Consider the following 26,552-nt stretch of genomic DNA (forward strand, 5'->3'; position numbering starts at 1 on the left):
GAAATAAGTGTAAGCCAGGAGCGCGGAAGTCGCCTAGGAAACCCACGGTCCAGCGTTGGGCTGGTCCAGATGGTCGCGCAGGAAACCTGCGAAGTCGCTGCGGGATATGGCGCGGGCACCCAGGCTATGGAGGTGATCGTTGGGCATTTGGCAGTCGATCAGTACAAAGCCCCAGGCCTGCAGTTGTCGGGTGAGTGTGGCAAAGCCAACTTTCGAGGCATTGTCGGCGCGGCTGAACATGGACTCGCCAAAAAACAGCTGGCCCATCGCCAGGCCATACAGCCCGCCCACCAGCGTGCCGTTGTCCCAAACCTCCACCGAATGGGCGTAGCCGCGCTGGTGGAGCGTCAGGTAAGCGCTCTGGATACTTTCGGTGATCCAGGTGCCGTCGGCATAAGCACGCGGTGCCGCGCAGGCCTGAATGACCGCCGCGAAATCCTGATCGAAGGTCACGGTGTAGCGCTGCTGGCGCAACAGTTTGCCCAGGCTTCGGGAGACATGCAGCTCGTCGGGGAATATGACGGTGCGCGGGTCGGGCGACCACCAGAGGATCGGCTGGCCCTCCGAAAACCACGGGAAGCAACCGTGGCGGTAGGCTTGTACCAGGCGCTCGGCCGACAGGTCGCCGCCAGCAGCCAGCAGACCATTGGGTTCGCGCATCGCCTTGGCGAGTGGAGGGAATGTCAGTGAATCGCGTTGTAACCAGGTCAGCATGGCATCCAGGCTTACGGAAGGGGAGGGGAGTGGCAGGTATGACACCTGCTTGCGCAGTGCTGATTATTGTCGACATGGGGCCATCGGGCCAGCCCGAATCGGCCATTGGCGTGGATTAGCATGAGCAGGTGTTTCTGCAACTCTATGTCGGGGACGTGGTCGTAATCGGGTCTGTGCGATGCAGGCCATTTGCCAAGCTTGCCTTGATTGATAAAAACAGCGCATAAGCCTTTGTCAGCAAAGGCAATGCATGCTCAAATTGAACATGTTGTGACAAAAATTTGGCTAGGCTGCCGAGTGAAGGGCAAGGGCGTGGCATCGCCGGCACAAACCCGTACAATGCGGGCATTGTGGCGCTTTCGTCATTTCATCCAGCAAGCGCCCAATGTTAAAAGTAGATTCAACGACGCACGTTCATTTTTCAGCTGCTCGGATTGGGCAGTATTTGCAGTCATTCAACAGATGGACGCGCTAAAGGCGCAGGAAAAGACCCGTTTTGAAGAAATCCGCCGCAACACCTAAAGCAGCAGTCGTGCCGGCCTGGCGCCAGCACCTGCACTATCGCCTCAAGGAAGGTGCGCTGATCGCTATCGGCGCCCTGTGCCTGTTCCTGATGATGGCCTTGCTCACTTACGGCAAGGACGATCCGGGCTGGAGCCACAACAGCAAGATCGAAGACGTGCAGAACTTCGGTGGGCCTGCCGGTTCCTACAGCGCCGATATCCTGTTCATGGTGCTGGGCTACTTCGCCTATATCTTCCCGTTGCTGCTGGCGATCAAGACCTGGCAGATCTTCCGCCAGCGCCACGAGCCGTGGCAGTGGAGCGGCTGGCTGTTTTCCTGGCGCTTGATCGGCCTGGTGTTCCTGGTGCTGTCCGGCGCGGCGCTGGCGCATATCCATTTTCATGCACCGACCGGCCTGCCGGCGGGCGCGGGCGGGGCGCTGGGCGAAAGCCTCGGCGACCTGGCGCGCAAGACCCTGAATATCCAGGGCAGCACCCTGATGTTTATCGCCTTGTTCCTGTTCGGCCTCACCGTGTTCACCGACCTGTCGTGGTTCAAGGTGATGGACGTGACCGGCAAGATCACCCTCGACCTGCTGGAACTGTTCCAGGGCGCTGCCAACCGCTGGTGGGCGGCCCGTGTCGATCGCAAGCGCATGGTCGCCCAGTTGCGCGAGGTGGACACCCGCGTCAACGAGGTCGTGGCCCCGAGCACGCCGGATCGGCGCGAGCAGGCCAAGGTCAAGGAGCGCCTGATAGAGCGCGAGCAGGCCCTGAGCAAACACATGTCGGACCGCGAGAAGCAGGTACCGCCGGTGATCGCGCCGGCTCCGCCCAAGGCTCCCGAGCCGAGCCACCGCGTGCAGAAAGAGAAACAGGCGCCGCTGTTCATCGACAGTGCCGTCGAAGGTACTTTGCCGCCGATCTCGATCCTCGACCCGGCCGAAAAGAAACAACTCAACTATTCACCGGAATCCCTGGCGGCCGTCGGTCACCTGTTGGAAATCAAGCTCAAGGAATTCGGCGTCGAAGTGTCGGTGGACTCGATCCACCCCGGCCCGGTGATCACCCGTTACGAAATCCAGCCGGCCGCCGGTGTGAAGGTCAGCCGCATCTCCAACCTGGCCAAGGACCTGGCCCGTTCCCTGGCCGTGACCAGCGTGCGCGTAGTGGAAGTCATCCCCGGCAAGACCACCGTGGGTATCGAGATTCCCAACGAAGACCGTCAGATCGTGCGCTTCTCCGAAGTGCTGTCGACGCCTGAATATGACAACTTCAAGTCGCCGGTGACCCTGGCCCTGGGCCACGACATCGGCGGCAAGCCGGTGATCACCGACCTGGCGAAGATGCCTCACCTGCTGGTGGCCGGTACTACCGGTTCCGGTAAGTCGGTGGGTGTGAACGCGATGATCCTGTCGATCCTGTTCAAGTCCGGCCCGGAAGACGCCAAGCTGATCATGATCGACCCGAAAATGTTGGAGTTGTCGATCTACGAAGGGATCCCGCACCTGCTGTGCCCAGTGGTTACCGACATGAAGGACGCCGCCAACGCCCTGCGCTGGAGCGTGGCCGAGATGGAGCGCCGCTACAAGCTGATGGCGAAGATGGGCGTGCGTAACCTGTCGGGCTTCAACGCCAAGATCAAGGAAGCCCACGACCGCGGCGAGACCATTGATGACCCGTTGTACAAGCGCGAAAGCATTCATGACGAAGCGCCGAAACTGACCAAGCTGCCGACCATCGTGGTGGTGGTCGACGAATTCGCCGACATGATGATGATCGTCGGCAAGAAGGTCGAAGAACTGATCGCACGTATCGCCCAGAAGGCCCGTGCGGCCGGTATCCACTTGATTCTCGCGACCCAGCGTCCGTCGGTGGACGTGATCACGGGTTTGATCAAGGCCAACATTCCCACGCGTATGGCGTTCCAGGTGTCGAGCAAGATCGACTCACGGACCATCATCGATCAGGGCGGCGCCGAACAATTGCTGGGCCACGGTGACATGCTCTACATGCCGCCGGGCACCAGCCTGCCGATCCGGGTCCACGGCGCCTTTGTTTCCGATGACGAAGTGCACCGCGTGGTGGAGGCCTGGAAGCTGCGCGGCGCACCCGAGTACAACGACGACATCCTCAACGGCGTCGAAGAAGCCGGCAGCGGTTTTGAAAACGGCGGCGGCGGTGGTGACGACGATGCTGAAACCGACGCGCTATACGACGAGGCCGTGGCCTTTGTGCTGGAGAGTCGTCGCGCCTCGATTTCTGCGGTGCAGCGGAAACTGAAAATCGGCTACAACCGCGCCGCCCGCATGATCGAAGCCATGGAGATGGCGGGTGTCGTCACCGCAATGAACACCAACGGTTCGCGTGAAGTGATCGCCCCCGGGCAGATGCGCGACTGATCCCGCACCGCGTGGCAACACGCGGCGCGCCCTGAATAATCAATGAGGACTCCCATGCGCCTTATCCGCATGCTGTTGTTGCCGGCACTGGCCCTGACTGCTGTTTCGGCTCACGCTGACCCGGCCTCCGTCGCGAGCCTGAAGAACCTGTTGGACAAATCCCAGACCCTGACCGCGCGCTTCTCCCAGCTGACCCTGGATGCCGGCGGCACCCAGTTGCAGGAAACCGCAGGCGAAATGGCCGTGCAGCGTCCTGGCCTGTTCTACTGGCACACCGAAGGCAAGGCCGAGCAGACCATCGTGTCCGACGGCCAGAAGGTGACCCTGTGGGACCCTGACTTGCAGCAGGCGACCATCAAGAAGCTGGACCCGCGCCTGAACCAGACCCCGGCGCTGCTGCTCTCGGGTGATGTGTCGAAGATCAACGACAGCTTCGACATCACCTCCAAGCAAACCAGCAACGTGATCGAGTTCACCCTCAAGCCGAAATCCAAGGACACGCTGTTCGATACGCTGTCCCTGTCGTTCGGCAATGGCGTGATCAACAATATGCGCCTGGTCGACAGTGTCGGCCAACGCACCGACATACTGTTCTCCGGGGTCAAGGCCAACCAGCCTGTGCCCGCCGCCAAGTTCAAGTTCGACATCCCCAAGGGTGCCGACGTGATCCAGGAATAACACGCTGCCCATGGACCTGTTTCGAAGTGACCCGATTGCCCAGCCATTGGCCGCACGCTTGCGTTCGACCAACCTGGATGAGTACGTCGGTCAGGAACACCTGCTTGCTCGCGGTAAGCCTTTGCGCGAAGCCCTGGAGCAGGGGGCGCTGCACTCGATGATTTTCTGGGGGCCGCCGGGGGTGGGCAAGACGACCCTGGCGCGGCTGCTGGCGAAGGTCTCGGATGCGCACTTCGAAACGGTCTCGGCGGTACTGGCTGGGGTCAAGGAGATCCGCCAGGCGGTGGAAGTCGCCAAGCAGCAGGCCGGGCAGTACGGCAAGCGCACCATCCTGTTTGTCGATGAAGTGCACCGCTTCAACAAATCGCAGCAGGATGCGTTTTTGCCCTATGTGGAAGATGGCACGCTGATTTTTATCGGCGCCACCACCGAAAACCCTTCGTTTGAATTGAACAACGCCTTGCTCTCGCGCGCGCGGGTCTATGTGCTGAAAAGCCTGGACGAAGCGGCGATGCAGAAATTGCTGCAGCGCGCCCTGAGTGAAGACAAAGGCCTGGGCAAGCGGCAACTTCGCGTCAGCGAAGAGGGCTTCAAGATCCTGCTGACCGCCGCCGATGGTGATGGTCGCCGCTTTCTCAACCTGGTGGAGAACGCTTCCGACCTGGCCGAAGACGGCAGCGAGATTGGCGTCGACCTCCTGCAAAGCCTGCTCGGCGACACGCGCCGTCGTTTCGACAAGGGCGGCGAAGCCTTCTACGACCAGATCTCGGCCTTGCATAAATCCGTACGCGGCTCCAACCCGGACGGCGCGCTGTACTGGTTCGCGCGCATGATCGACGGCGGCTGCGACCCGCTCTACCTGGCACGCCGCGTGGTACGCATGGCCAGCGAAGACATCGGCAACGCCGACCCACGCGCACTGAGCCTGTGCCTCGCCGCCTGGGACGTGCAGGAGCGGCTCGGCAGCCCGGAAGGCGAGCTGGCAGTGGCCCAGGCCATCACTTACCTGGCCTGCGCGCCGAAAAGCAACGCGGTGTACATGGGCTTCAAGTCGGCCTTGCGCGCCGCCGCCGAATACGGCTCCCTCGAAGTGCCGATGCACCTGCGCAACGCGCCGACCAAGCTGATGAAACAACTGGGTTATGGGGATGAATACCGCTACGCCCACGATGAGCCGGACGCCTATGCGGCCGGTGAAGACTACTTCCCCGATGACCTTGAGCCACTTCCGCTTTATCAGCCGGTGCCCCGTGGCCTGGAGCTGAAGATCGGTGAAAAGCTCAATCACCTCGCCGAACTCGATCGACTCAGCCCTAAACAACGGAGAAAGTAGTGTTCAAGACGATTCTAGCCGTGTCCGCAGCCGGCATCGCTGGTACATTATTGCGTTTCGCCACTAGCACCTGGGTCAGCGCCAACTGGCCGAAGCATTTTTATGCGGCGACCCTGGCGGTCAACCTGGTGGGCTGTTTGATCATCGGGCTGTTGTATGGCTGGTTCCTGTTGCGCCCGGAAGTACCGATTGAAATTCGGGCTGGCTTGATTGTCGGCTTTGTAGGCGGTCTGACGACCTTTTCATCCTTTTCACTGGATACGCTGCGCCTGCTGGAAAGCGGGCAGGCCCTGATAGCCTTCGGGTACCTGGGCATCAGCGTGTTCGGCGGGCTGCTCGCCACCTGGGCTGGCCTGTCCTTGACCAAACTTTGATAAACGAGAGACCGACATGCTCGATTCCAAACTGTTACGTAGCAACCTTCAGGACGTAGCGGACCGCCTGGCATCCCGTGGCTTTGCCTTGGATGTTGCGCGCATCGAAGCGCTGGAAGAACAGCGCAAGACCGTCCAGACCCGCACCGAAGCACTGCAGGCTGAACGTAATGCGCGTTCCAAATCCATCGGTCAGGCCAAGCAGCGCGGTGAAGACATCGCGCCGCTGATGGCGGATGTCGAGCGCATGGGCACTGAGCTGTCCGACGGTAAAGTCGAGCTGGAAAAAATCCAGTCCGAGTTGGATTCGATCCTGCTCGGCATCCCCAACATCCCGCACGAATCCGTGCCGATTGGCGAAGATGAAGACGGTAACGTCGAAGTGCGTCGCTGGGGCACGCCAACCGCCTTTGATTTCGAGATCAAGGACCACGTCGCCCTGGGCGAATTGACCGGCGGCCTGGATTTCGAAACCGCGGCCAAGATGTCCGGCGCGCGCTTTGCCTTGCTGCGCGGGCCGATTGCGCGCATGCACCGTGCCCTGGCGCAGTTCATGATCAACCTGCACACCGGCGAGCACGGTTACGAAGAAGCCTACACCCCGTATCTGGTGCAGGCGCCGGCGTTGATGGGCACCAGCCAGTTGCCGAAGTTCGAAGAGGACCTGTTCAAGATCAGCCGCGACGGCGAAGCCGACCTGTACCTGATTCCGACCGCCGAAGTGTCGCTGACCAACATCGTCGCCGGCGAGATCCTCGACGCCAAGCAACTGCCGATCAAGTTCGTGGCCCACAGCCCGTGCTTCCGCAGCGAAGCCGGCGCATCGGGCCGTGACACCCGCGGCATGATCCGCCAGCACCAGTTCGACAAGGTCGAGATGGTGCAAGTGGTCGAGCCGTCGACGTCCATGGAAGCCCTGGAAGGCCTGACCGCCAACGCCGAACGCGTCCTGCAATTGCTGGAGCTGCCGTACCGTGTGCTGGCGCTGTGCACCGGCGACATGGGTTTCAGCGCCGTGAAGACCTACGACCTTGAAGTGTGGGTGCCGAGCCAGGACAAGTACCGCGAGATTTCGTCGTGCTCCAACTGCGGTGATTTCCAGGCCCGTCGCATGCAGGCGCGTTTCCGTAACCCGGAAACCGGCAAGCCGGAGCTGGTGCACACCCTTAACGGTTCCGGCCTGGCGGTAGGCCGTACCCTGGTGGCAGTGCTGGAAAACTACCAGCAGGCTGACGGTTCGATCCGTGTACCGGAAGTGCTCAAGCCTTACATGGCGGGCGTTGAGGTCATCCGCTAAATGGAATTTCTGCCGCTGTTTCATAACCTGCGCGGCAGTCGTGTGTTGGTCGTCGGTGGCGGGGAGATTGCCTTGCGCAAATCCCGGCTGCTGGCCGATGCCGGTGCGTTGCTGCGGGTGGTTGCTCCCCAGATCGAAGACCAGTTGCGTGAACGGGTACTGGAGAGTGGCGGGGAGTTGATTTTGCGCGGTTATCAGGAGGCGGACCTCGACGGTTGCACCCTGATCATTGCGGCCACAGACGACGAGCCGCTGAACGCGCAAGTGTCCAGCGATGCCAAGCGCCGTTGCGTGCCGGTTAACGTGGTGGATGCGCCAGCCTTGTGCAGCGTGATCTTCCCGGCGATTGTTGACCGTTCACCGTTGGTGATCGCAGTGTCCAGCGGCGGCGATGCGCCGGTGCTGGCACGCCTGATCCGAGCGAAGCTGGAAACCTGGATTCCGTCCACCTATGGTCAGTTGGCGGGGTTGGCGGCGCGTTTTCGTGCCCAGGTCAAAGGCTTGTACCCGGATGTTCAGCAGCGTCGTGCGTTTTGGGAAGAGGTTTTCCAGGGCCCGATCGCCGACCGTCAGTTGGCCGGGCAGGGCGATGAAGCCGAACGCTTGCTGATCGAGAAGGTCAACGGCGCGCCACCCTACGCGCCGGGCGAAGTCTATTTGGTGGGCGCAGGGCCGGGTGATCCCGACCTGCTGACCTTCCGCGCCCTGCGCCTGATGCAGCAAGCCGACGTGGTGCTGTATGACCGCCTGGTCGCTCCGGCGATTCTCGAACTGTGCCGCCGTGATGCCGAGCGAATTTATGTCGGCAAGCGTCGTGCCGATCATGCCGTGCCGCAAGACCAGATCAACCAGCAACTGGTGGATTTGGCCAAGCAAGGCAAGCGTGTGCTGCGCCTCAAAGGTGGCGACCCGTTTATCTTTGGTCGGGGTGGCGAAGAGATCGAGGAGTTGGCTGCCCATGGCATCCCGTTCCAGGTCGTACCGGGAATCACCGCAGCCAGTGGTTGCGCGGCCTATGCCGGGATTCCGCTGACTCACCGTGACTATGCCCAGTCGGTACGTTTTATTACCGGGCATTTGAAGAACGGGACGTCAGACCTGCCTTGGCAGGATCTAGTGGGGCCGTCGCAGACCCTGGTGTTCTACATGGGTTTGATTGGCTTGCCGATCATCTGTGAGCAACTGATCAAGCACGGGCGTGCATCGGACACCCCCGCAGCGCTGATCCAGCAGGGCACCACGTCCAACCAGCGTGTATTTACCGGCACCCTGGCGGACCTGCCGCGGCTGGTGGCGGAGCATGAAGTGCATGCGCCGACACTGGTGATCGTCGGTGAGGTGGTGGTGTTGCGCGAGAAGCTCAAGTGGTTTGAAGGCGCGCAGTCCCAGGTTTGAGCCTTAAAAGCATCGGGAGCAAGCCCCCTCTCATATTGGAATGCATGCCAATGTGAGAGGGGGCTTGCTCCCGATGACGCCTTCAGACACAACACTGCATCTGGATCAGCCCCAGACAGCTCTGCCGTTTAGCCGCCCACGATCATGCGCAGTATCAAACGCTTGTAACGGCCCCTTCGGCACAATCCCCGTCGGGTTGATCGTGCGGTGACTGGCATAGTAATGCCCTTTGATATGCTCGAAATCCACCGTCTCGGCCACCCCCGGCCACTGATACATCTCCCTCAGCCAATTCGACAGGTTCGGATAGTCCGCAATCCTGCGCAGGTTGCATTTGAAGTGGCTGTAATACACCGCATCAAAGCGAATCAGCGTGGTGAACAGCCGTACATCCGCCTCGGTCAGGTATTCACCGACCAGGTAGCGATGGTCACCCAGATGATGTTCCAGGTGATCCAGCTCGGCAAACACATCCTCAAACGCACCGTCATACGCCTGCTGCGACGTGGCAAAGCCTGCGCGGTATACGCCGTTGTTCACGGCGGGGTAGATGCGCTCGTTCAGCGCGTCGATGGTCGCGCGCAGCGGCTCGGGGTAGAAGTCGAGGGTATTGCCGGTCAACTCATTGAACGCGCTGTTGAACATGCGGATGATCTCCGCCGATTCATTGCTGACGATGCGCTTGAGCTTCTTGTCCCACAGCACTGGCACGGTGACGCGCCCGGTGTAATCGGCAGTGTCAGCGGTGTAGCGCTGGTGCATGAAGTCAAAATCATCCAGCTTGTCGCCGGTCGAGCCGTGGGCCTTGTCGAAGGTCCAGCCGTTTTCCAGCATCAGCCAACTGACCACAGATACATCAATCAGGCTTTCCAGGCCCTTGAGCTTGCGCAGGATCAGGGTGCGATGGGCCCACGGGCAGGCGAGGGAGACGTAGAGATGATAACGGGCGGCCTCGGCCTTGAAACCGCCTTCGCCGCTCGGGCCTGGCGCGCCGTCGGCGGTCACCCAGTTCCGGCGTTGCGCCTGTTCCCGTTGGAATGCGCCGTCTGCGCTACTTTCGTACCACTGGTCTTTCCAGTGTCCTTCGATCAGCAAACCCATGACTGGCTCCTCGACTATTAAGCGTTGGAGCCCAGTCTAAAGGGCTGAGTTCGAACTAAAAGCGCAAAGACCGGGCGTTAATGATCGATTAAATCGATTTGTCTCGCGCATCCCAGTATTGCTGGGCCAGGATGAACGCCTGTTCGCGTGAATGGCCAAGGCCGCGCAACGCCAGGGCCATGGTCGCGATCAAGGCCAATTGCGGATAACTGTCTTCGACATCGCCGCGCCACAACGCCTTCAGGTGTTCCGGTTCGAGTGTGGCCGGTTTGACGTGGCGTTGGGCGGAGAGGGCGGCCCACTCCTCGTCCCAGCTTTCGCCGCCGGTGGTGCCGTACAGGTGGCTCGCCGAGTCAGGGTTGATCTCGATCTCGCCGCCATCACCCTTCACCACGATTACGTTGTCGCCGAGCAGGCCGCTGGCATCGCGGTGCACGCCCTGGTAACCGGGGTGGAAAATACTTTGCAGGCCCAGTCGGGCATTCAGGGGGTTGAGCAAACGCGCCAGGGAGTGGATAGGCGAGCGCAGGCCCAGGGTGTTGCGCAGGTCGATCATGCGTTGCAGTTGCGGCGCCCAGTCACCCAGCGGGATAAACGCCAGGTTGCCTTGCGTGTAGGCGCTCTCGACCTGCTGCCAGTTACGGCATAGCGGGATCTGCAAACCTTCCAGCAATTGCTCGGTGTACAGCCGCCCCGCCGTGTGTGCGCCGCCGCCGTGCATGAGAATACGCACGCCATTTTGCGCCAGGCACTTGGCCGCCAGCAGATACCACGGCAGATGGCGCTTCTTTCCGGCATAGGTTGGCCAGTCGACATCCACGTTCAGCGCCGGGGCGGCCAGGCGTTCGCGCACGGCCTCAGTGAAACCGGCGAGTTCTTCCGGGCTTTCCTCCTTGTGGCGCAGCAGCATCAGGAAGGCGCCGAGCTGGGTGTCTTCGACTTTTTCGTCGAGCAACATGCCCATGGCTTCGCGCGCTTCCTCGCGGGTGAGGTTGCGCGCACCGCGCTTGCCTTTGCCCAGGATGCGCACGAACTGCGCAAACGGGTGCTCGGCAGGGGTTTCGAGGGTCAGCGGGGCAAAGTCGGTCATAAGCAATTCGTCGGCCTGGGCAGGCCCGCCAGTTTGGCGGCGAGTTTGGCGGGAGTGCCGTTGAACAGTTTGTTGAGGTGCAGGCTGTTGCCCTTTTCCGGGCCGAGTTTCAAGGCCGTGTACTTGATCAACGGGCGTGTGGCCGGTGACAGCTGGAATTCGGCATAAAACTGGCGCAGCAATTCGAGGATTTCCCAGTGGGCCTCGGTCAGCTCCAAAGCTTCGGCGGCGGCCAGGGCATTGGCGACGTCAGCGGACCAGTCGTCCAGGTGGGCCAGGTAGCCGTCCTTGTCCAGTTCCAGGGTGCGTGCGCCTACGGTCAGGGTGTTCATAGCCAGGTGTTGACCTTGTCGTAGTCAATCGACAATTGCACGAAGCCTGGGTAGTCCACGCTGTCGGCCCAGTCCGGGAGCGGCAGATTGCGGGCCTGCATGTCTTCGGCCAGGACAAACACCTTCACGCCCTTTGTTTGCAGCGCTGCGTTGTGCAGCCCATAGGCGCCATCGCCGCAGAGCAGGATGGCGTCCGTGGCGCCGCAGATGCGCAGGCAGCTTGCGAGGCGGCTATCGGTAAACGGGGAATGGGATACCACATGTAGAGTCGACATCAGAGGGTAATCACCTGGTCGTAACGGTCAATCAGTTCGCAGATCGCTGCAGTGTCCAGCGGCTGGGCGTTGGCGGGTGTTGAGAGACCGCGCTCGGCCAGGCTGTGGCTGCAGGCGAACACTTCATCAATGCCGAACAGACCCAGTGCTTGAAGGTTGGCGCTGAGGTCTTTTTGCTGCACGGCTTTGGCGTCCTGGTGCGGCGCGAGCTGGAACACACCGTCATCGAGGAACAGCAGGCCGATCGGCAGATCGAAAGCGCCGCCGGCCAACACGATGTCCAGCGTTTCGCGGGCGCTTGGCCCGGACCACGGCGACTGGCGGTTGATCACCAAAAGAGATTTGGACATATCACGCCCCTCCAAAACAGATCAGGCGGTCGGCGGACTGGGCGGCATCGTGCAACTGCCCCAGGCCCGACAACGCCCAAGGTGCGTCGAGGTTGACCGCGCTGCGCTGATAACGCGTGGCTTCCTCCTGGTTGAGCACGCCGCGGCGCAAGGCGGCGGCAATGCACACCACGCCATCAAGCGAGTGCTGGCTGACAAACTCGCGCCATTGTCGGGCGATGTCTTGCTCATCTTGAGGCGCAACGATGTTGCTGGACGCGCTGTGCACGCCGTCCTGATAGAAAAACAGCCGCACAATCTCATGCCCGCCGGCCAATGCCGCCTGGGCGAACAGCAGGGCACGGCGCGAGGAGGGCGCGTGGGCGGCGGAAAACACTGCAATCGCAAACTTCATGGAACACTCTGCAAGCAAACGTGAGCCAATGATAAAGCCGCCGCCACGAAAAAGCCCGCCGTGATCAAAACGGTCACTGTCGGTGACCGTTCCGGCGATTGCCCTCAGGGGCAAGGCTGCCTAGTCTGTGGGCAGTCGAAACGGAAATGGAGTGCCCATGTCAGGTCCCTTGGCGTCCCTCAAAGTGCTGGATTTTTCCACCCTGCTGCCCGGCCCGTTTGCCTCCCTGATGCTGGCGGACATGGGCGCCGAAGTGCTGCGTATCGAGTCGCCCACACGCATGGACCTGTTGCGGGTGCTGCCGCCCCATGATCAGGGCACTTCGGCCAGCCACGCCTACCTCAATCGTAACAAGCGCAGTCTGGCACTGGACCTCAAGCAGGCCGAGGCGCTGGAGATCGTACGGGCACTGGTGAAGGACTACGACATTCTGCTCGAACAATTCCGACCTGGGGTAATGGATCGCCTTGGGTTGGGCTATGAGGCACTGAAGGCGATCAACCCCCGGCTGATTTATGTGGCGATCACCGGTTACGGCCAGACTGGCCCCTATAAGGACCGCGCCGGGCACGATATCAATTACCTGGCGCTCGCCGGAGTGGCCAGCTACACCGGGCGCCAGGACGCCGGGCCTTTGCCCCTCGGCGTGCAGTTGGCGGACGTGGGCGGTGGTTCGCTGCATGCGGTGGTGGGGTTGCTGGCGGCGGTCATCGCTCGGCAGCAGAGCGGGGTGGGGCAATACCTGGATGTGAGCATGACCGATTGCTCGTTCAGCCTGAACGCGATGGCCGGCGCGGGTTACCTGGCGTGTGGGGTGGAGCCTGAGTGGGAAAGCCATGTGCTCAATGGCGGTAGTTTCTACGACTATTACCGGTCACGGGATGGGCGTTGGATGTCGGTGGGCAGCCTGGAACCGGCGTTTATGCAACAACTCTGCACAGCCTTGGGCCGCCCCGAACTGGCCGCGCAAGGTTTGTCGCCCAAGCCGGAACAGCAAAAAGCCCTCAAGCAGGCGCTGCAGGTCGAGTTTGAAAAGCGCAGTTTTGATGAGCTGTGTGCGCTGTTTGCCGCGACAGATGCCTGTGTGGAACCGGTGTTGACCCTGAGCGAAGCCGTGGCGCATCCGCAGTTGAAGGCGCGTGCGCTGGTCAGCCAGGTGCCGCGGGGCGACGGCTCGACCCAGTCGCAGCTTGCCTGTCCGTTGAAGTTTTCCGACGGGTTACCGGCGCCTCGGCATATTGGCGTTGCCGTGGGCGCACACAGTGATGAGGTGTTGGTGGAGCTGGGGCTTAGTGCCCAGCGGATAGCCGAGCTGCGACAGGCCAAGGTGGTTGGGTAGTGCCTGATCTGACGCTTTCGCGAGCAAGCCCGCTCCCACAACCGAACGTGTTCTGACCTTGGAATACAGGCGAATGTGGGAGCGGGCTTGCTCGCGAAGAGGCCCTCACTCCACCCGAGTTTCCCCGGTAAAAACCAGCGTCTGCCGACACCTGCGACACAAATACCGCCGCCCCTGAGCCACCATGCCATGTCGCTGCGACGAAAACGGAAAGTCGCTATCGGCACACGGGCAACGATAGATATAGCGAGTCACCTGACGACGCTTCACCTCATAGGTATGGCAACGATCCGGCGGCAGTTCGTAGACCCCGCGCATGATCAATTGCCATTCCTCGCCATGGGGCTGGATACGTTCGCCAAACAATTGGTGGGCAATCAGGTGCGCGACTTCGTGGGCCACGGTCTGTTTCAGGAAGTGCTGGCTGTTTTCACGGTACAACTGTGGGTTGAAACGCAGCAGGTTCTCGTGCAAATGCGCGACACCGGCCTTTTGCCCACGCAGCTTGAGGCTGACCTGGGGGCGTTTGAAGCTTCGTTTGAAAAAGGATTCGGCTTGCAGGAAACAATCTTCGACGCGGGTATTGAGTTGCTCGGGCATGCTGTACATATCTCCAGAGACGTCCAGTATGCCGCAAAGCTGGGTGTTTCCGAATCTGTCAGGCGCCGAATGGTCATGCATGATGCACAAAGCCACCTTGCGGTGGCTTTGCCTGGGGGTTGAAAAGGTCAGTTGGTGTAGATAGGGCCCACGCCCAGGCCCCAGACGACCACGGTAAACGCCATGATTGCCACCAGGACCACCAGGCCCACGGCCAGTACCGAGCTGGAAAACAGGAAGCCTTCATCGGGGTCGATGTTCATGAAGGTCGGCAGCCCGACATAGAGCAAGTACACCGTGTAACAAATGGCCGCCGTACCCACGACCATGCCCAGCCACATATGCGGATAGAGCGCGGCCAGCCCACCGATAAACAACGGCGTAGCGGTGTAGGTGGCAAAGGCCACGCAACGCGCCATGCTGGGGTTGGCGTCGTAGGTGCGTGCCATCCAGTGGACAAACGCGCCCATTACCGCCACGCCGCCGAGCATGGCGGCGTAAGACATGAGGGTCATCCACAAGGCGCTTTCCTGGGTCAGCATCACCGGTGCGCGATTGCCGATGACCCAGCCGACCTGGGTGGTGCCGATAAAGGCGGATACGGCGGGGATCGCCGCAAGAATCAAGGTGTGAGTGAGGTACATGTGGCCGATGCTTTCTTCTTTATCGCCACGGATTTCCCGCCATTCCTGGTCGGGATGGGTAAACAGCCCCACGACGTGATGGATCATGCCAGTCACTCCTGTCGTTATTACCATCGCCCCCCATCGGAGCGCCCACGGGCCAAATGGCCTCAAAGGTCCGGATAGATGTGCGACCTCTAGTCGCAGTATAGGAAGTGATGACCGGAATAACTGTAGGGCCTTTAGAGCAAATTGCGCTGTAAACATTGAGCTTAATCGCGGCGAGGTCTTTTACCGCTAGCCCTTTTGATGGTTTTTTTGCGTAAAATAACCGGCTTTTCGTCACACACCTCTAGCGGATCCAAGCGCCATGGGCACTCTTACGGTCAACCAGAACAAACTGCAAAAACGCCTGCGTCGCCTGGCCGGGGAAGCGGTCGCCGATTTCAACATGATCGAGGACGGCGACAAGGTCATGGTCTGCCTCTCCGGCGGCAAAGACAGCTACACCATGCTCGACGTGCTGCTGCACCTGCAAAAGGTCGCGCCGATCACATTCGAGATCGTCGCCGTCAACATGGACCAGAAACAACCGGGTTTCCCTGAGCACGTGCTGCCGGCCTACCTCAAGGCGCTGGGTGTCGAGTATCACATCGTCGAAAAAGACACCTACTCGGTGGTCAAGGAGCTGATTCCGGAGGGCAAGACCACCTGCTCGCTGTGCTCGCGCCTGCGCCGTGGCACGCTGTACACGTTCGCCGACGAGATCGGTGCGACCAAGATGGCACTGGGTCATCATCGCGATGATATCGTCGAGACCTTCTTCCTCAACATGTTCTTCAACGGCTCACTCAAGGCCATGCCGCCCAAGCTGCGCGCCGATGACGGGCGCAATGTGGTGATCCGCCCGCTGGCGTATTGCAACGAGAAAGACATCCAGGCCTACTCCGACTTCAAGCAATTCCCGATCATTCCGTGCAACCTGTGCGGCTCCCAGGAGAACCTGCAGCGCCAGGTGGTCAAGGAAATGCTGGTGGACTGGGAGCGCAAGACCCCAGGCCGTACCGAAAGCATCTTCCGCAGCCTGCAGAATGTGATTCCCTCGCAGTTGGCCGATCGTAACCTGTTCGACTTCACCAGCTTGAAGATTGATGAGACCGCTGCGTCGCGCTTCGTCAATGTTGTGAACCTCTGAGTCGATTCAACGCTCTGACACACGGCGCTTGCGGGCGCCGTTTTCAATTCAATTGCTAGGAGAGGGCATGCGCGATTACAAGTGGCTGCACGAATACTGTCTGAACCGATTCGGTTCGGCGGCCGAGCTGGAAGCCCACCTGCCTGTACCCAAGACCCCGGCGCAATTGCGCAAGATCAGCGATGATCGCTACCTGTCGACCCTGGCGTTGCGTGTGTTTCGTGCGGGCTTGAAGCACAGCGTAGTGGACGCCAAGTGGCCGGCCTTCGAGCAGGTGTTCTTCGGTTTTGACCCGGAAAAGGTCGTGCTGATGGGCGCCGAGCACCTGGAGCGGCTGATGCAGGACACGCGCATCATCCGTCACTTGGGCAAGCTCAAGAGCGTACCGCGCAATGCGCAGATGATTCTCGACATCGAGCAGGAGAAGGGCAGTTTCGGCGCGTTTGTCGCCGATTGGCCGGTGACCGATATCGTCGGGTTGTGGAAATACCTGAGCAAGCATGGTCACCAGCTCGGCGGGCTGTCAGCGCCGCGCTTCCTGCGCATGGTCGGCAAGGACACCTTTGTGCCGAGTTATGACGTGGTGGCGGCGCTGAACGCGCAGAAGATTGTCGACAAGGCGCCGACCAGCCTGCGCGACCTGGCGACGGTGCAGGGGGCGTTCAACCAGTGGCATGCCGAGAGTGGGCGGCCGATGTGCCAGTTGTCGATGATGCTGGCGTATACGGTGAATCATTGAGACCACGTTGATGCTTTCGCGGGCAAGCCCGCTCCCACAGGGGAATGCATCCAAATGTGGGAGTGGGCTTGCTCGCGAAGGCTGAGTTTCAGGCGTCGCGGGCTTCAACCAATCGCCGATTCAACTGATGCCGCCACCGCACATACAACAACGCCGTACAAAACACCGCCAGGCTCGCCAGCATCTCAAGTACCCCGAACCACTGCCGGTTCGGGTCATAGGCCGCCAGCGCGCCCTTGATGAAGTACAAATTCACCACAAAGCACATCCACGAATGCCCGCGCGCGCTGCCCAGCAGCATGCCCGGCGTCAGCACCAGCAGCGGCACCAGTTCGATCAGCAGGATCACCCACGGCCGTGCGCCGTGCAGATCAGCAACGAACAGGTAGTACACGCACAGCAACCCCACCAAGCCGAAAAACGCCAGCAGGCTCAGCACGCGCGCCAGCTTGACCCGCGGCTCCAGCCACGCCTGGGGCGGCAGGACCTTAGGCTTTCTGGCCACGGCCGTTCTCCAGCAGCGTGGCGGTGGTGGCCAGGCGCAGGCCGAGTGCGCGGCACAGGGCGATTTCATGTTGATCGAGCAAGCGCTTGCCGTCAGGCCCGGCATGGTGGCTGGCGCCATACGGCGTGCCGCCGCCCTGGGTGTCGAGCAACGCCTGTTCGCTGTAGGGCAGGCCGGTGATGAGCATGCCGTGGTGCAATAGCGGCAACAGCATCGACATCAACGTGGTTTCCTGGCCGCCGTGCAGGCTGGCGGTAGAGGTGAACACCCCAGCCGGCTTGCCGACCAGGGCACCGGTAAGCCACAGGTTGCTGGTGCCGTCGAGGAAATACTTGAGCGGCGCGGCCATGTTGCCGAAGCGGGTCGGGCTGCCCAGGGCCAGGCCCGAGCAGTGCTTCAAGTCATCGAGGCTGGCGTACAGCGCGCCTTCCTCTGGAATACTCGGCGCCACGGCTTCGCACTCGGTGGAGATCGCCGGCACGGTGCGCAGCCGGGCTTCCATGCCGCCTTGCTCGATGCCCCGGGCAATCTGCCGGGCCATTTCGCTCACCGAGCCATTGCGGCTGTAATACAGCACCAGCACATACGGCGACGTCACGGCAGAATCTCCAGCACGTTTTCCGGCGGACGGCCAATGATGGCGGTGTCGGCGGTTTCCAGGATAGGGCGTTCCATCAGCTTCGGATGCTCGGCGATGGCGGCAATCAACTGTGCTTCGCTGAGGCTGGCGTCCGCCAGGTTGAGGGTTTTGTATTCATCTTCACCCGTGCGTAGCAGTTGGCGGGCGCTGATGCCCAGCTTGCCCAGCAACGCCTTCAATTGCGCGGCGTCCAGCGGGGTTTCCAGGTAGCGCACCACCGTCGGAGTGAGGCCGCGGGCTTCCAGCAGTTCCAGCGCACCGCGGGATTTCGAGCAGCGCGGGTTGTGATAAAGCGTCAGATCGGTCATGTGCGGGTCGCATCTTGCGTAAGGTGGCGGGTATTCTACCCGCGCAGCGACCTGTCCTTAAACCGTAAGAGGCGATAGGTCGCAGCCAACGTTCATTTTTGCGAAGGATTACCCCATGACAAGGCGACTGATCGGTGCATTGGCGATCATCACAACCCTGCTGCTCAGCGGCTGCGGTAACGATTACGGCGTTGACCAATATGGCAAGAAGGTAGCTTCCGAACGCCTGGACAAGCAATGGCTGGTGGTCAACTACTGGGCCGAATGGTGTGGCCCGTGCCGTACGGAAATCCCCGAACTCAATGCGTTGGCCGAGCAGTTGAAGGCGCAGAACGTAGGCGTATTTGGGGTCAATTTCGACAACGTGCAGGGCGAAGAACTGAAAGCCGCCAGCGACAAGCTGGGCATCAAGTTCACGGTGCTGGCGCAGAACCCGGAAGAGATTTTCGATATTCCACGCAGCGAAGCATTGCCGGTGACCTACATCATTGATGACAAGGGCAAGGTACGTGAGCAGTTGATGGGTGAGCAGACAGCGGAAGGGGTGTTGGCCAAGCTCAAGGCCTTGCGCGGCTAAAACCACGACTCAAAACACCTGTGGGAGGGGGCTTGCCCCCGATGACGGCATGTCAGCAATAATATATTGACTGATCCACCGCTACCGGGGGCAAGCCCCCTCCCACATTCAGCTTCCATCAATCCATCGATTGGGTAAATCAGCCTTCTTCGAGCCACAAGCGGATCGGCTTGCCTTCGGCCGGCCAGAACCGCGTCTGCTCGATGGGCGAGATATCCCAACGCTGCACGCCTTGCAGGGCCTGGAAGAAGCGGTGTTCCTGCTCCATCAGGGCCTCGGCGCAGAGTTTGCGGGTGCTGCCGATCTTGCCGAAGCTGAGGCTGTCGCCGTCGACGGTGTAGGGCGCAAACCAGTGGTTGCAGCCGCCATTGCCGTAGGCGCGGCCATCGGCGCCAAGGGTGACGGTCAGGTGCGCATAGTCCATCAGCGGGCGTTCACCAATCCATTCCACCACGTAGCTGTGATCCTGCTTGAGCTTGACCGAATCCCCGGCGCAACCCGTCAGGGCCGCACCGATGGCGGCGAGCAGAAGCAGGCCTCTCATTGCGCGGCCTTCTGGCATTTCGGGCAGCGGTGCTTGTCACCCTCGCTGGCCCAGCCCAGTTCGGCAATGCGCGCATTCGCGGCGGGTTGCAGCGGCTCTTTGGTCAGCTTGGTTTCCACCGCGAATTCGAACTCCAGCACGGCCTCGCAGCTGTCGCAGTTGACCTTCCAGGTGTGAATCTCCAACTCGCCGAACTTCGGCCCCTGGGCCATGGCGACCCACTGGCCTGCCGGGCGGATGGAGTAGCGCGCGTCACCTTCGACGGTGAGGCGCATCGACAGGGTTTTACTACCGCGCAAGGTGACGATCAGCACGTCGCCGTGCTTGATCGAACCACCGTTGCCAGTGACCTGATAACGGCCCGGCACCAGGGCGCGGCATTCGATCAGGGTGTGTTGCGGGCTCAGCAAACTGAAGCGGAAATCGTGTTCGGCCATGGATCCTCCAAATAGGCGCGGCATCCTATCACGGTGCTGGCTCATCATGAGCCCGGTATGTGACCGCTGATCATCCTTCGACAAGGTTCTGCGCCCGCCCATCGGCCCAGGCGGCAATGTTGGCCAGGGTGGTGCCGGCAATCGCCGCCAGGGCCTCGCGCGTGAGGAACGCCTGGTGGGCGGTGATGATCACATTGGGGAAGGTCAGCAGGCGCGCGAGGACGTCGTCCTGCAGGGGCAGGTCGGAGCGGTCCTCGAAAAACAGCTGGGCCTCTTCTTCATACACATCGAGTCCCAGATAGCCGAGCTGGCCGTCCTTGAGCGCCTCAATCAGCGCCGGGGTGTCGACCAGGCCGCCGCGACCTGTGTTGATCAGCATCGCGCCCGGCTGCATCTGCGCCAGGGAGCGGGCGTTGATCAAGTGCTTGCTGTCGGCGGTGAGCGGGCAATGCAGGCTGATGATCTGTGCCTGGGCGAGCAGTTCGGGCAGGCTCACGTAGCGCGTGCCCAGGGCCTGTACCTGCGGGTTGGGGAAGGGGTCATAGGCGAGCAACTGGCAGCCGAAGCCGGCCATGATTTTGGCAAACGTAGCGCCGATCTGCCCGGTGCCAACCACGCCGACGGTCTTGCCCACCAGGTCGAACCCGGTGAGGCCATGCAGGCTGAAATCGCCATCGCGGGTGCGGTTGTAGGCCCGGTGCAGTCGACGGTTGAGGGCGAGGATCAGTGCGACCGCATGCTCGGCCACCGCATGGGGCGAATACGCCGGTACCCGCACGATGGTCAGGCCCAGGCGCTTGGCGCAGGCCAGGTCCACATGGTTGTAACCCGCCGAACGCAAGGCGATCAACCGCGTGCCACCCTTGGCCAGATGCTCCAGGACCGGGGCGCTGAGGTCGTCGTTGATAAAGGCGCAGACCACTTCGTGATGCTCGGCCAGGGCTACGGTGTCCAGATTGAGACGGGCTGGCTGGAACTGAAGCTCCAGGCCAGGCGGCAGCGGTTCGCCGAGGAAACTGTCGCGGTCGTAGGTCTGGCTGCTGAAAAGAATGACGCGCATGGAAATGCTCCCTGCAATGACAAATGAAGGCACAGGCGTTTGTGGTGAGCGGGCTTGCCCCGCTCGCGCGATACGGCGAGCCGACAAGCCCGCTCACCACAAACGCCGGTACCTGTGCAAAATCAGGCGTTGACCCGCGCTTCACTGGCGAGTCGGGCGATGGCCATGTCCAGTTCGTCCAAGGCATGCTGGGCCTTGGCGTCGTCCTGCTTGAGCAGGGTTTCGGCGCGGTGGCAGGCGGCCCGCAGTTGCGGTACGCCGCAATAACGGGTGGCGCCATGCAGTCGGTGCACACGCTCGATCAGGGCGTTGTTGTCGTTGGCGTCACGCGCAATGGTGATGGCGAGTCGGTCGGCCTCCAGGGAGGCGAGCAACATGGCGAGCATGTCCGCCGCCAGATCCGCCTTACCGGCGGCCAGGCGCAGGCCTTCTTCATGGTCAAGCACAGGCAGTTGTACGCCGGGGCCGAGGCCATCCGCTACGCGTTCCGGGCCTTGATTGCGCAGGGCCAGGCCGGTCCACTTCAATACCACCTGAGCCAGCTGCCGCTCGCTGATGGGTTTGGTCAGGTAATCGTCCATGCCGCTTTGCAGCAAGGCGCGTTTTTCGTTGGCCATGGCGTGGGCGGTGAGGGCGACCACTGGCAATGGCGTGCCGCTGCGTTCGCTTTCCCACTGGCGGATCGCCTCGGTGCTCTGGCGGCCATCCATGCCGGGCATTTGTACGTCCATCAGCACCAGGTCGAAGGTGTCCTGTTTCACGGCGTCGATGGCGGCATAACCGCTTTCCACGGCACGCACCCGCGCGCCCATGTCTTCCAGCAGGGTCTGTACCAGCAGCAGGTTCGCCGGATTGTCATCCACGCACAACACGCGCGGCGCACGGCTGGACAACGGTTCGCCCGGTTCACTGCGCGACGGACGCGGGCTGATCAGGTCGGACAGCGCACGGCGCAGTTTGCGCGTGCACGCCGGCTTGGCCTGCAACTGGCTGTTGGGGTTGGGCACAGACTGGTTGAACAGCATCTGCTCGGTGGTGGGGCACAGCACCAGCACTTTGCAGCCCAAGTGTTCGAGGTCCCACAGGTGCTGGTTGAGGCGTTCGGGCGGGATGTCGTTGGCCGTCACGCCGAGCACCGCCAGGTCGATGGCCTGTTCGGTCTGATGGGCGCTGGTGATGCCGTTGGTCAGACTTTCCAGGCTATTGAACGGGGTGACTTCCAGGCCGCAGTCTTCCAATTGATGTTGCAGTGCCTGGCGTGCCAGTTCGTGGTTTTCCAGCACGGCGACGCGATGACCCAGCAGGGGCGCGGAAGGCAAGTCTTCGACGTCGTCGCGGGTCTTGGGCAGGTTCAGGCTGATCCAGAATTCCGAACCTTCGCCCGGCGTGCTGTCGACGCCGATTTCGCCGCCCATCTGCTCGATCAGGCGCTTGGAAATCACCAGGCCCAGCCCCGTGCCGCCGGGTTGGCGCGACAGCGAGTTGTCGGCCTGGCTGAAGGCCTGGAACAGCGCGCGCACGTCCTGGCTGGACAGGCCGATACCGGTGTCCTGCACGCTGATGCGCAATTGCACGCTGTCCTCCTGTTCGTCCTCGATCATTGCCCGGGCCACGATGGTGCCCTCGCGGGTGAACTTGATCGCGTTGCTGATCAGGTTGGTGAGGATCTGCTTCAAGCGCAGCGGGTCGCCGACCAACGCCAGCGGCGTGTCGCGGTACACCAGGCTCACCAGTTCCAACTGTTTGGCATGGGCGGCGGGTGCGAGGATGGTCAGGGTGTCTTGCAGCAAGTCCCGAAGGTTGAACGGGATGCTGTCGAGCACCAGCTTGCCGGCTTCGATTTTCGAGAAATCGAGGATCTCGTTGATGATGCCCAGCAGGTTGTCGGCGGACTTTTCGATGGTGCCCAGGTAGTCGAGCTGGCGTGGGGTCAGCTCGCTTTTTTGCAATAAGTGGGTAAAGCCAAGGATGCCGTTGAGCGGCGTGCGGATCTCATGGCTCATGTTGGCCAGGAACTCCGATTTGATGCGGCTGGCCTCCAAGGCCTCCTTGCGTGCCAGGTCCAGCTCAATGTTCTGGATCTCGATGGTTTCCAGGTTCTGGCGCACGTCCTCGGTAGCCTGGTCGATGCTGTGTTGCAGTTCTTCCTGGGCATTCTGCAAGGTCTCGGCCATGCGGTTGATGCCGGAAGCGAGCTGGTCCAGTTCCTGGCTGCCCAGGGGCGGCAGGCGGGTTTCCAGATTGCCGTCCTTGAGTTGAGCCACGGCTTGTTTGATCTGGCCGATCGGCGAATTGATCGTGCGGCTGATGCGCAGCGCCAGCGCGGCGGTGCAAATCAGGCCGATGGCGATCAGCAACAGGCTGGCGAACAGGCTGCGGTAGCCGCGCAGCAACATGCCGTTGTGGGACAGTTCCACCTCGACCCAGCCCAGCAGGCGGTCGGCTTCATCCGGGATCAGCTCGCCGGCAAGGTTGCGATGGCGCCCGAACACCGGCAGCAAATAGCGGGTGGCGTCATTGCCGGTGCGTTGCAGCAGGTGAGAGCTGTTGCCGACCGGCGGTTGGTTGAGCATGGTCGGGCCGGCGTGGGCGAGGGACGCGCGTTCGGGGCTCAGAAAGGACACGGCACGCACGTCCGGCTGTTCCAGGGATTGAGTGGCGATGCGCTCAAGCAGATCGGTGTTGCGCGCGCTGAGGGCGGGCGCGACCAGCGGCGCCAATTGCTCAGCAATCATCTCGCCGCGTTGCAGCAATTGGGTCTGCAGTTCCGAGAGCTGCATCCAGGTGAAATAGCCCCCCAACAACGAGGCCATCAGGCTGGTCGGTAATAAGGTCAGCAACAGTACGCGGCCTTTTATCCCCATTCTTGTCAGCACGCCACTCTCCTGCTACCACATTGATATCTACGAAATTGCGCGGGCATCCGGTCCGCGCCACCTGCGCAGTGTAGCCATTTGCGCGGCGAGGAATCTTGCAAATTAATGACATACGGCAATCTTCAAGGCATTTGGCGCGCGGTGGCGATTGCCTGTGGCGGGTGAATCTTGAATAATCAGTGATTGAGAATGACTTGCAGATACTAATGAATCCCGCAGCGATTGGCCTACCCAGTGTCCTGACCATTGAAGATGACCCCGTGCTGGGCGCCTATGTCCAGGAGCACCTGGGCCGCTGTGGTTTCCACGTCACCTGGTGCCAGAACGGCCAGCAAGGTCTGCAGATGGCGCGCAATCAAGTGTTTGACGTGGTGCTGATGGATATCCTGCTGCCGGGGCTGGATGGGTTGTCGATCCTGACCCACCTGCGTCAGAGCCATTCGATCCCGGTGATCCTGATGTCGGCACTGGGGGCCGAGGCCGATCGCATCAGCGGTTTCCGCCTGGGCGCCGATGACTACCTGCCCAAGCCGTTCAGCATGATCGAGCTGCGTGTGCGCATTGAAGCCATCCTGCGCCGGGTGGCCCTGGACCGACGCCCATTGCCGAGCCTGGCACCCGCACGTGACGATGCCCGCACCCTGCGCTTCGACGATCAATTGTGCGATGTCTTCCACCTGGGGCACTGGGCCGGCTTGACCCGCAGTGAATACCGGCTGTTGGAAACCCTGCATCGCAACGCTGAAGAAGTCCTCAGCAAACCCTTCCTTTACCAGCATGTGCTGCAACGCGGTTACGCGCCCCATGACCGCAGCCTCGACATGCACATCAGCCAGATCCGCCGCAAGCTCAAGGCCATCGGCTACACCGAGCGCGAAGTGCGTACGGTGTGGGGCAAAGGCTATGTGCTGAGCGGTGCCGATGACAGCCTTTGAACGCCCCTTGAAGCGGCTGCCGGGCAAGCACTCGTTGTTCTGGAAGCTGGCCTGCCTGTTGATCGCCTTCTGTTTGCTGATGATCTGGCTCAGTTGGTCGTGGGGTCGGTACATGGAGCAGAAGAACGCCTACCTGTCCGATGAAGCGCGGATCACGTTGAGTGGCTACGCAGTCGGTGCCGAGCAGGCGTGGAGTCAGGGTGGACGTGCGGGTGTCGACGCTTGGCTGCAGGCGATGGGCAAGCGTGAAACCACCTGGATAGGCGTGATCGGCAATGACCTGCAGTCGCTCAGCAGTTACCCGCTGACCGACAAGGAAAGCCAGCGCCTGACCTTTCTGCGTGGCCTGGATTGGCCGGTGAGCCGACATGTCAAAGGCCTGCCGTGGCTGAAAATCCCGTTCCCCGTCGACCCCAACGCGGGTTCGCTGGTGATCGAGTTGCCGCAGCGCTTCATGCCGGGGCGCTATCAGCTGTTCTGGCGGGTGGTGACCAATGGCGTTATCCCCGGTCTGTTTACCCTGTTGTTGTGCGTCGGCCTGTATCGGTTGCTGATCGTGCCCCTGAATCAACTGCGTGAGCAGGCCAACGCCTGGCGTGCCGATCAATTGAATACCCGGTTATCCCACGATGCGACCAGTCGCCGGGATGAATTGGGCGAGCTGGGCCGTGCGTTCGACCATATGTCCGAGCGTTTGCAGGGTACCGTGGTGTTGCAGCAGCAACTGCTGCGGGACATGTCCCACGAACTGCGCACACCGCTGAGTCGTCTGCGGGTGGCCTGTGACAGTGAGCAAGACCTGACGCAACTGCGCGAGCGCCTCGGCCGTGAGATCGACGCCATGCAACGCCTGGTCGAAGACAGCCTGCAACTGGCCTGGCTGGACACTGAACGGGCGCCGCTGCCTCAGGAAGATATCCAGCTGCAGGCCTTGTGGGACATGCTGCGCGAAAACGCGTGTTTCGAGAGCGATTGGCCGGCATCGCGTCTGCCGTGCCTGCTCGGCCCGGATTGCTGGGTGCGAGGCAACCTGAACGCGTTGGCCCAGGCGCTGGAAAACATCCTGCGCAATGCCATCCGCCACTCACCCGTGGGCGGTGTGGTCAGCCTGGATGGGCGTCGCGAAGGTGACTATTGGCATGTGTGGCTGGAGGACCAGGGCGGCGGGATAGATGAAGGGGATCTGGAGCGGATCTTCGCACCTTTTACCCGGCTGGACGGTTCACGCCCGGGCGATGGTGGCTTCGGCCTGGGCCTGAGCATCGCGCGCAATGCCGTGCAGCGCCAGGACGGTAGCCTCTGGGCAGAAAATACCGGGCAAGGGTTACGGGTGCATCTGCGCCTGCGGGCTTGCTAGGCGCGACGTTGTTTGCGTTTTTTCCATTGGTGGGCCACCCACCAGCGCCAATAGCCCATGGTCAGGCAGTACGCGATCGCGCCCAATACCAGCCCCAACACCACTGAACCCAGCAGGAACGGCTGCCATAACGTGCTCAATTGGCCGCTGATCCATTCCCAGGTCAGGTCATCCGGCAAGCTGCGCGGCGGCACATTCATCAGCCAGGCGCCGGTCATGTAAGTACAGATAAACACCACAGGCATGGTAATCGGGTTGGTCAGCCATACCAGGCTGACCGCGATGGGCATATTGGCGCGCACGGTGATCGCCAGGACGGCTGCCAGCAACATCTGCAACGGAATCGGGATAAAGGCCGCGAACAAACCCACGGCCATTGCGCGTGCGACCGAATGCCGGTTCAGGTGCCAGAGGTTCGGGTCATGCAGCAAGGTGCCGAGAAACTGTAATGACTTGTGTTCCCTGATACTGCTGGGGTCAGGCATGTATCGTTTGAATAAGCGCCGGGGCATAAGGGGTCCAGGTCAGTTCGAGGGGCAAGTATGCCCGCATTCTATAAACAGAAAATTCAGACTTTGT

At 61.5% G+C, this 26,552-nt stretch carries 30 protein-coding genes; 13 read left to right on the forward strand and 17 right to left on the reverse strand.

Going from position 1 to position 26,552, the window contains the following annotated elements; translation table 11 throughout:
* Positions 1–33: 33 nt before the first annotated feature.
* Positions 34–714 (reverse strand): leucyl/phenylalanyl-tRNA--protein transferase, encoded by a 681-nt coding sequence (gene aat / locus AB4O08_RS24035; protein ID WP_010209601.1) that lies wholly within the window; start codon positions 712–714, stop codon positions 34–36.
* A 246-nt stretch (positions 715–960) separates the two neighbouring features.
* On the opposite strand from aat, the gene AB4O08_RS24040 reads away from it, so the two are divergent.
* Genes AB4O08_RS24040 through cysG form a run of 7 tightly spaced genes read left to right on the forward strand, consistent with a single transcriptional unit; the run spans position 961 to position 8,696 of the window.
* On the forward strand, positions 961–1,236 hold the full coding sequence (locus AB4O08_RS24040) for a hypothetical protein (RefSeq protein ID WP_137205507.1): 276 nt from the start codon (positions 961–963) through the stop codon (positions 1,234–1,236).
* Positions 1,211–3,619, forward strand: coding sequence for a DNA translocase FtsK (locus AB4O08_RS24045; RefSeq protein WP_010209603.1), 2,409 nt, complete (start codon positions 1,211–1,213; stop codon positions 3,617–3,619). Before AB4O08_RS24040 ends, AB4O08_RS24045 begins: the two co-directional genes overlap by 26 nt.
* 54 nt (positions 3,620–3,673) lie before the next feature.
* Entirely contained in the window at positions 3,674–4,297 is a 624-nt protein-coding gene (gene lolA / locus AB4O08_RS24050; protein ID WP_010209605.1) for an outer membrane lipoprotein chaperone LolA, read from the forward strand.
* Positions 4,298–4,307: 10 nt separating this feature from the next.
* Complete coding sequence (locus AB4O08_RS24055) at positions 4,308–5,630, forward strand: replication-associated recombination protein A (protein WP_010209607.1); 1,323 nt, start codon at positions 4,308–4,310, stop codon at positions 5,628–5,630.
* Positions 5,630–6,004: a fluoride efflux transporter CrcB gene (crcB, locus tag AB4O08_RS24060; protein WP_042572146.1), complete on the forward strand. Its 375-nt coding sequence runs from the start codon at positions 5,630–5,632 to the stop codon at positions 6,002–6,004. Before AB4O08_RS24055 ends, crcB begins: the two co-directional genes overlap by 1 nt.
* A gap of 16 nt (positions 6,005–6,020) precedes the next feature.
* The gene (serS, locus tag AB4O08_RS24065; protein ID WP_010209612.1) at positions 6,021–7,301 is read left to right on the forward strand and encodes a serine--tRNA ligase; all 1,281 of its coding nucleotides are present in this window, start codon (positions 6,021–6,023) and stop codon (positions 7,299–7,301) included.
* On the forward strand, positions 7,302–8,696 hold the full coding sequence (gene cysG / locus AB4O08_RS24070; protein ID WP_010209614.1) for a siroheme synthase CysG: 1,395 nt from the start codon (positions 7,302–7,304) through the stop codon (positions 8,694–8,696).
* A gap of 105 nt (positions 8,697–8,801) precedes the next feature.
* On the opposite strand, the gene AB4O08_RS24075 is transcribed toward cysG, so the two are convergent.
* The 6 genes from AB4O08_RS24075 to tusD all read right to left on the reverse strand — a co-directional run bounded on the left by AB4O08_RS24075 (position 8,802) and on the right by tusD (position 12,238).
* A complete protein-coding gene (locus AB4O08_RS24075) occupies positions 8,802–9,797 on the reverse strand; it encodes a glutathione S-transferase family protein (protein ID WP_047540916.1) in 996 nt (331 codons plus the stop codon).
* Positions 9,798–9,885: 88 nt separating this feature from the next.
* A complete protein-coding gene (locus AB4O08_RS24080) occupies positions 9,886–10,887 on the reverse strand; it encodes a glycosyl transferase family protein (protein WP_021492755.1) in 1,002 nt (333 codons plus the stop codon).
* Positions 10,884–11,219, reverse strand: coding sequence for a TusE/DsrC/DsvC family sulfur relay protein (locus AB4O08_RS24085; RefSeq protein WP_010209617.1), 336 nt, complete (start codon positions 11,217–11,219; stop codon positions 10,884–10,886). Before AB4O08_RS24085 ends, AB4O08_RS24080 begins: the two co-directional genes overlap by 4 nt.
* On the reverse strand, positions 11,216–11,494 hold the full coding sequence (gene tusB, locus AB4O08_RS24090; RefSeq protein WP_010209618.1) for a sulfurtransferase complex subunit TusB: 279 nt from the start codon (positions 11,492–11,494) through the stop codon (positions 11,216–11,218). The genes AB4O08_RS24085 and tusB overlap by 4 nt, the downstream gene beginning before the upstream one ends.
* Positions 11,494–11,844 carry a sulfurtransferase complex subunit TusC gene (gene tusC / locus AB4O08_RS24095; RefSeq protein ID WP_042572148.1) on the reverse strand — a complete coding sequence of 117 codons (351 nt, stop codon included), beginning with the start codon at positions 11,842–11,844 and terminating at the stop codon, positions 11,494–11,496. Before tusC ends, tusB begins: the two co-directional genes overlap by 1 nt.
* Before the next feature lies 1 nt (position 11,845).
* Complete coding sequence (gene tusD, locus AB4O08_RS24100) at positions 11,846–12,238, reverse strand: sulfurtransferase complex subunit TusD (protein WP_021492753.1); 393 nt, start codon at positions 12,236–12,238, stop codon at positions 11,846–11,848.
* Positions 12,239–12,395: 157 nt separating this feature from the next.
* Between tusD and AB4O08_RS24105 the strand changes: the two genes are divergently transcribed.
* Positions 12,396–13,577, forward strand: a complete 1,182-nt coding sequence (locus tag AB4O08_RS24105) for a CaiB/BaiF CoA transferase family protein (protein WP_045791938.1) — start codon at positions 12,396–12,398, stop codon at positions 13,575–13,577.
* Positions 13,578–13,682: 105 nt separating this feature from the next.
* Here the strand turns inward: AB4O08_RS24105 and AB4O08_RS24110 are convergent, their stop codons facing one another.
* A complete protein-coding gene (locus AB4O08_RS24110) occupies positions 13,683–14,177 on the reverse strand; it encodes a SprT family zinc-dependent metalloprotease (RefSeq protein WP_010209629.1) in 495 nt (164 codons plus the stop codon).
* Positions 14,178–14,305: 128 nt separating this feature from the next.
* Positions 14,306–14,908 carry a Yip1 family protein gene (locus AB4O08_RS24115; protein ID WP_010209630.1) on the reverse strand — a complete coding sequence of 201 codons (603 nt, stop codon included), beginning with the start codon at positions 14,906–14,908 and terminating at the stop codon, positions 14,306–14,308.
* 262 nt (positions 14,909–15,170) lie between these two features.
* Between AB4O08_RS24115 and ttcA the strand changes: the two genes are divergently transcribed.
* Both ttcA and AB4O08_RS24125 read left to right on the forward strand, forming a co-directional pair.
* Positions 15,171–15,995 carry a tRNA 2-thiocytidine(32) synthetase TtcA gene (ttcA, locus tag AB4O08_RS24120; RefSeq protein ID WP_010209631.1) on the forward strand — a complete coding sequence of 275 codons (825 nt, stop codon included), beginning with the start codon at positions 15,171–15,173 and terminating at the stop codon, positions 15,993–15,995.
* A gap of 67 nt (positions 15,996–16,062) precedes the next feature.
* The gene (locus tag AB4O08_RS24125; protein ID WP_010209632.1) at positions 16,063–16,734 is read left to right on the forward strand and encodes a DNA-3-methyladenine glycosylase I; all 672 of its coding nucleotides are present in this window, start codon (positions 16,063–16,065) and stop codon (positions 16,732–16,734) included.
* Positions 16,735–16,822: 88 nt separating this feature from the next.
* Here the strand turns inward: AB4O08_RS24125 and AB4O08_RS24130 are convergent, their stop codons facing one another.
* From AB4O08_RS24130 to arsC, 3 genes are read right to left on the reverse strand one after another with little or no spacing between them, the layout of a single operon-like run.
* Positions 16,823–17,239 carry a DUF2069 domain-containing protein gene (locus AB4O08_RS24130; RefSeq protein ID WP_010209633.1) on the reverse strand — a complete coding sequence of 139 codons (417 nt, stop codon included), beginning with the start codon at positions 17,237–17,239 and terminating at the stop codon, positions 16,823–16,825.
* On the reverse strand, positions 17,223–17,837 hold the full coding sequence (wrbA, locus tag AB4O08_RS24135) for an NAD(P)H:quinone oxidoreductase (RefSeq protein WP_010209634.1): 615 nt from the start codon (positions 17,835–17,837) through the stop codon (positions 17,223–17,225). Before wrbA ends, AB4O08_RS24130 begins: the two co-directional genes overlap by 17 nt.
* Entirely contained in the window at positions 17,834–18,187 is a 354-nt protein-coding gene (gene arsC / locus AB4O08_RS24140; RefSeq protein ID WP_010209636.1) for an arsenate reductase (glutaredoxin), read from the reverse strand. The genes wrbA and arsC overlap by 4 nt, the downstream gene beginning before the upstream one ends.
* Positions 18,188–18,302: 115 nt before the next feature.
* Between arsC and AB4O08_RS24145 the strand changes: the two genes are divergently transcribed.
* Positions 18,303–18,764, forward strand: a complete 462-nt coding sequence (locus AB4O08_RS24145) for a TlpA disulfide reductase family protein (RefSeq protein ID WP_010209638.1) — start codon at positions 18,303–18,305, stop codon at positions 18,762–18,764.
* A gap of 139 nt (positions 18,765–18,903) precedes the next feature.
* Here the strand turns inward: AB4O08_RS24145 and AB4O08_RS24150 are convergent, their stop codons facing one another.
* From AB4O08_RS24150 to AB4O08_RS24165, 4 genes are all read right to left on the reverse strand, one after another.
* Positions 18,904–19,308: an META domain-containing protein gene (locus AB4O08_RS24150; protein WP_010209641.1), complete on the reverse strand. Its 405-nt coding sequence runs from the start codon at positions 19,306–19,308 to the stop codon at positions 18,904–18,906.
* Entirely contained in the window at positions 19,305–19,745 is a 441-nt protein-coding gene (locus AB4O08_RS24155; protein ID WP_010209642.1) for a hypothetical protein, read from the reverse strand. Before AB4O08_RS24155 ends, AB4O08_RS24150 begins: the two co-directional genes overlap by 4 nt.
* Before the next feature lie 70 nt (positions 19,746–19,815).
* Complete coding sequence (locus AB4O08_RS24160) at positions 19,816–20,805, reverse strand: 2-hydroxyacid dehydrogenase (RefSeq protein WP_010209643.1); 990 nt, start codon at positions 20,803–20,805, stop codon at positions 19,816–19,818.
* Between the two features lie 122 nt (positions 20,806–20,927).
* Complete coding sequence (locus AB4O08_RS24165; protein WP_021492751.1) at positions 20,928–23,681, reverse strand: response regulator; 2,754 nt, start codon at positions 23,679–23,681, stop codon at positions 20,928–20,930.
* 206 nt (positions 23,682–23,887) lie between these two features.
* Between AB4O08_RS24165 and AB4O08_RS24170 the strand changes: the two genes are divergently transcribed.
* The gene (locus tag AB4O08_RS24170) at positions 23,888–24,616 is read left to right on the forward strand and encodes a response regulator transcription factor (RefSeq protein ID WP_021492750.1); all 729 of its coding nucleotides are present in this window, start codon (positions 23,888–23,890) and stop codon (positions 24,614–24,616) included.
* Positions 24,603–25,973: a sensor histidine kinase gene (locus tag AB4O08_RS24175; protein ID WP_010209646.1), complete on the forward strand. Its 1,371-nt coding sequence runs from the start codon at positions 24,603–24,605 to the stop codon at positions 25,971–25,973. The genes AB4O08_RS24170 and AB4O08_RS24175 overlap by 14 nt, the downstream gene beginning before the upstream one ends.
* Here the strand turns inward: AB4O08_RS24175 and AB4O08_RS24180 are convergent.
* Positions 25,970–26,485, reverse strand: coding sequence for a DUF2062 domain-containing protein (locus tag AB4O08_RS24180; protein WP_021492748.1), 516 nt, complete (start codon positions 26,483–26,485; stop codon positions 25,970–25,972). The genes AB4O08_RS24175 and AB4O08_RS24180 overlap by 4 nt on opposite strands.
* Between the last annotated feature and the right edge of the window lie 67 nt (positions 26,486–26,552).

This window comes from Pseudomonas sp. H3_E07, from assembly GCF_054668895.1.

Excerpts from the sequence above, each read along its gene's own strand:
- aat (WP_010209601.1), bottom strand. The coding sequence starts at position 714 with ATGCTGACCTGGTTACAACGCGATTCACTGACATTCCCTCCACTCGCC.
- AB4O08_RS24110 (WP_010209629.1), bottom strand. The coding sequence starts at position 14,177 with ATGCCCGAGCAACTCAATACCCGCGTCGAAGATTGTTTCCTGCAAGCC.
- AB4O08_RS24075 (WP_047540916.1), bottom strand. The coding sequence starts at position 9,797 with ATGGGTTTGCTGATCGAAGGACACTGGAAAGACCAGTGGTACGAAAGT.
- tusC (WP_042572148.1), bottom strand. The coding sequence starts at position 11,844 with ATGTCCAAATCTCTTTTGGTGATCAACCGCCAGTCGCCGTGGTCCGGG.
- lolA (WP_010209605.1), top strand. The coding sequence starts at position 3,674 with ATGCGCCTTATCCGCATGCTGTTGTTGCCGGCACTGGCCCTGACTGCT.
- tusB (WP_010209618.1), bottom strand. The coding sequence starts at position 11,494 with ATGTCGACTCTACATGTGGTATCCCATTCCCCGTTTACCGATAGCCGC.
- tusD (WP_021492753.1), bottom strand. The coding sequence starts at position 12,238 with ATGAAGTTTGCGATTGCAGTGTTTTCCGCCGCCCACGCGCCCTCCTCG.
- cysG (WP_010209614.1), top strand. The coding sequence starts at position 7,302 with ATGGAATTTCTGCCGCTGTTTCATAACCTGCGCGGCAGTCGTGTGTTG.
- AB4O08_RS24170 (WP_021492750.1), top strand. The coding sequence starts at position 23,888 with ATGAATCCCGCAGCGATTGGCCTACCCAGTGTCCTGACCATTGAAGAT.
- AB4O08_RS24175 (WP_010209646.1), top strand. The coding sequence starts at position 24,603 with ATGACAGCCTTTGAACGCCCCTTGAAGCGGCTGCCGGGCAAGCACTCG.
- AB4O08_RS24105 (WP_045791938.1), top strand. The coding sequence starts at position 12,396 with ATGTCAGGTCCCTTGGCGTCCCTCAAAGTGCTGGATTTTTCCACCCTG.
- AB4O08_RS24125 (WP_010209632.1), top strand. The coding sequence starts at position 16,063 with ATGCGCGATTACAAGTGGCTGCACGAATACTGTCTGAACCGATTCGGT.
- serS (WP_010209612.1), top strand. The coding sequence starts at position 6,021 with ATGCTCGATTCCAAACTGTTACGTAGCAACCTTCAGGACGTAGCGGAC.
- AB4O08_RS24150 (WP_010209641.1), bottom strand. The coding sequence starts at position 19,308 with ATGAGAGGCCTGCTTCTGCTCGCCGCCATCGGTGCGGCCCTGACGGGT.
- AB4O08_RS24145 (WP_010209638.1), top strand. The coding sequence starts at position 18,303 with ATGACAAGGCGACTGATCGGTGCATTGGCGATCATCACAACCCTGCTG.
- arsC (WP_010209636.1), bottom strand. The coding sequence starts at position 18,187 with ATGACCGATCTGACGCTTTATCACAACCCGCGCTGCTCGAAATCCCGC.
- AB4O08_RS24155 (WP_010209642.1), bottom strand. The coding sequence starts at position 19,745 with ATGGCCGAACACGATTTCCGCTTCAGTTTGCTGAGCCCGCAACACACC.
- AB4O08_RS24115 (WP_010209630.1), bottom strand. The coding sequence starts at position 14,908 with ATGATCCATCACGTCGTGGGGCTGTTTACCCATCCCGACCAGGAATGG.
- AB4O08_RS24180 (WP_021492748.1), bottom strand. The coding sequence starts at position 26,485 with ATGCCCCGGCGCTTATTCAAACGATACATGCCTGACCCCAGCAGTATC.
- ttcA (WP_010209631.1), top strand. The coding sequence starts at position 15,171 with ATGGGCACTCTTACGGTCAACCAGAACAAACTGCAAAAACGCCTGCGT.
- AB4O08_RS24055 (WP_010209607.1), top strand. The coding sequence starts at position 4,308 with ATGGACCTGTTTCGAAGTGACCCGATTGCCCAGCCATTGGCCGCACGC.
- AB4O08_RS24040 (WP_137205507.1), top strand. The coding sequence starts at position 961 with ATGCATGCTCAAATTGAACATGTTGTGACAAAAATTTGGCTAGGCTGC.
- AB4O08_RS24085 (WP_010209617.1), bottom strand. The coding sequence starts at position 11,219 with ATGAACACCCTGACCGTAGGCGCACGCACCCTGGAACTGGACAAGGAC.
- AB4O08_RS24080 (WP_021492755.1), bottom strand. The coding sequence starts at position 10,887 with ATGACCGACTTTGCCCCGCTGACCCTCGAAACCCCTGCCGAGCACCCG.
- AB4O08_RS24160 (WP_010209643.1), bottom strand. The coding sequence starts at position 20,805 with ATGCGCGTCATTCTTTTCAGCAGCCAGACCTACGACCGCGACAGTTTC.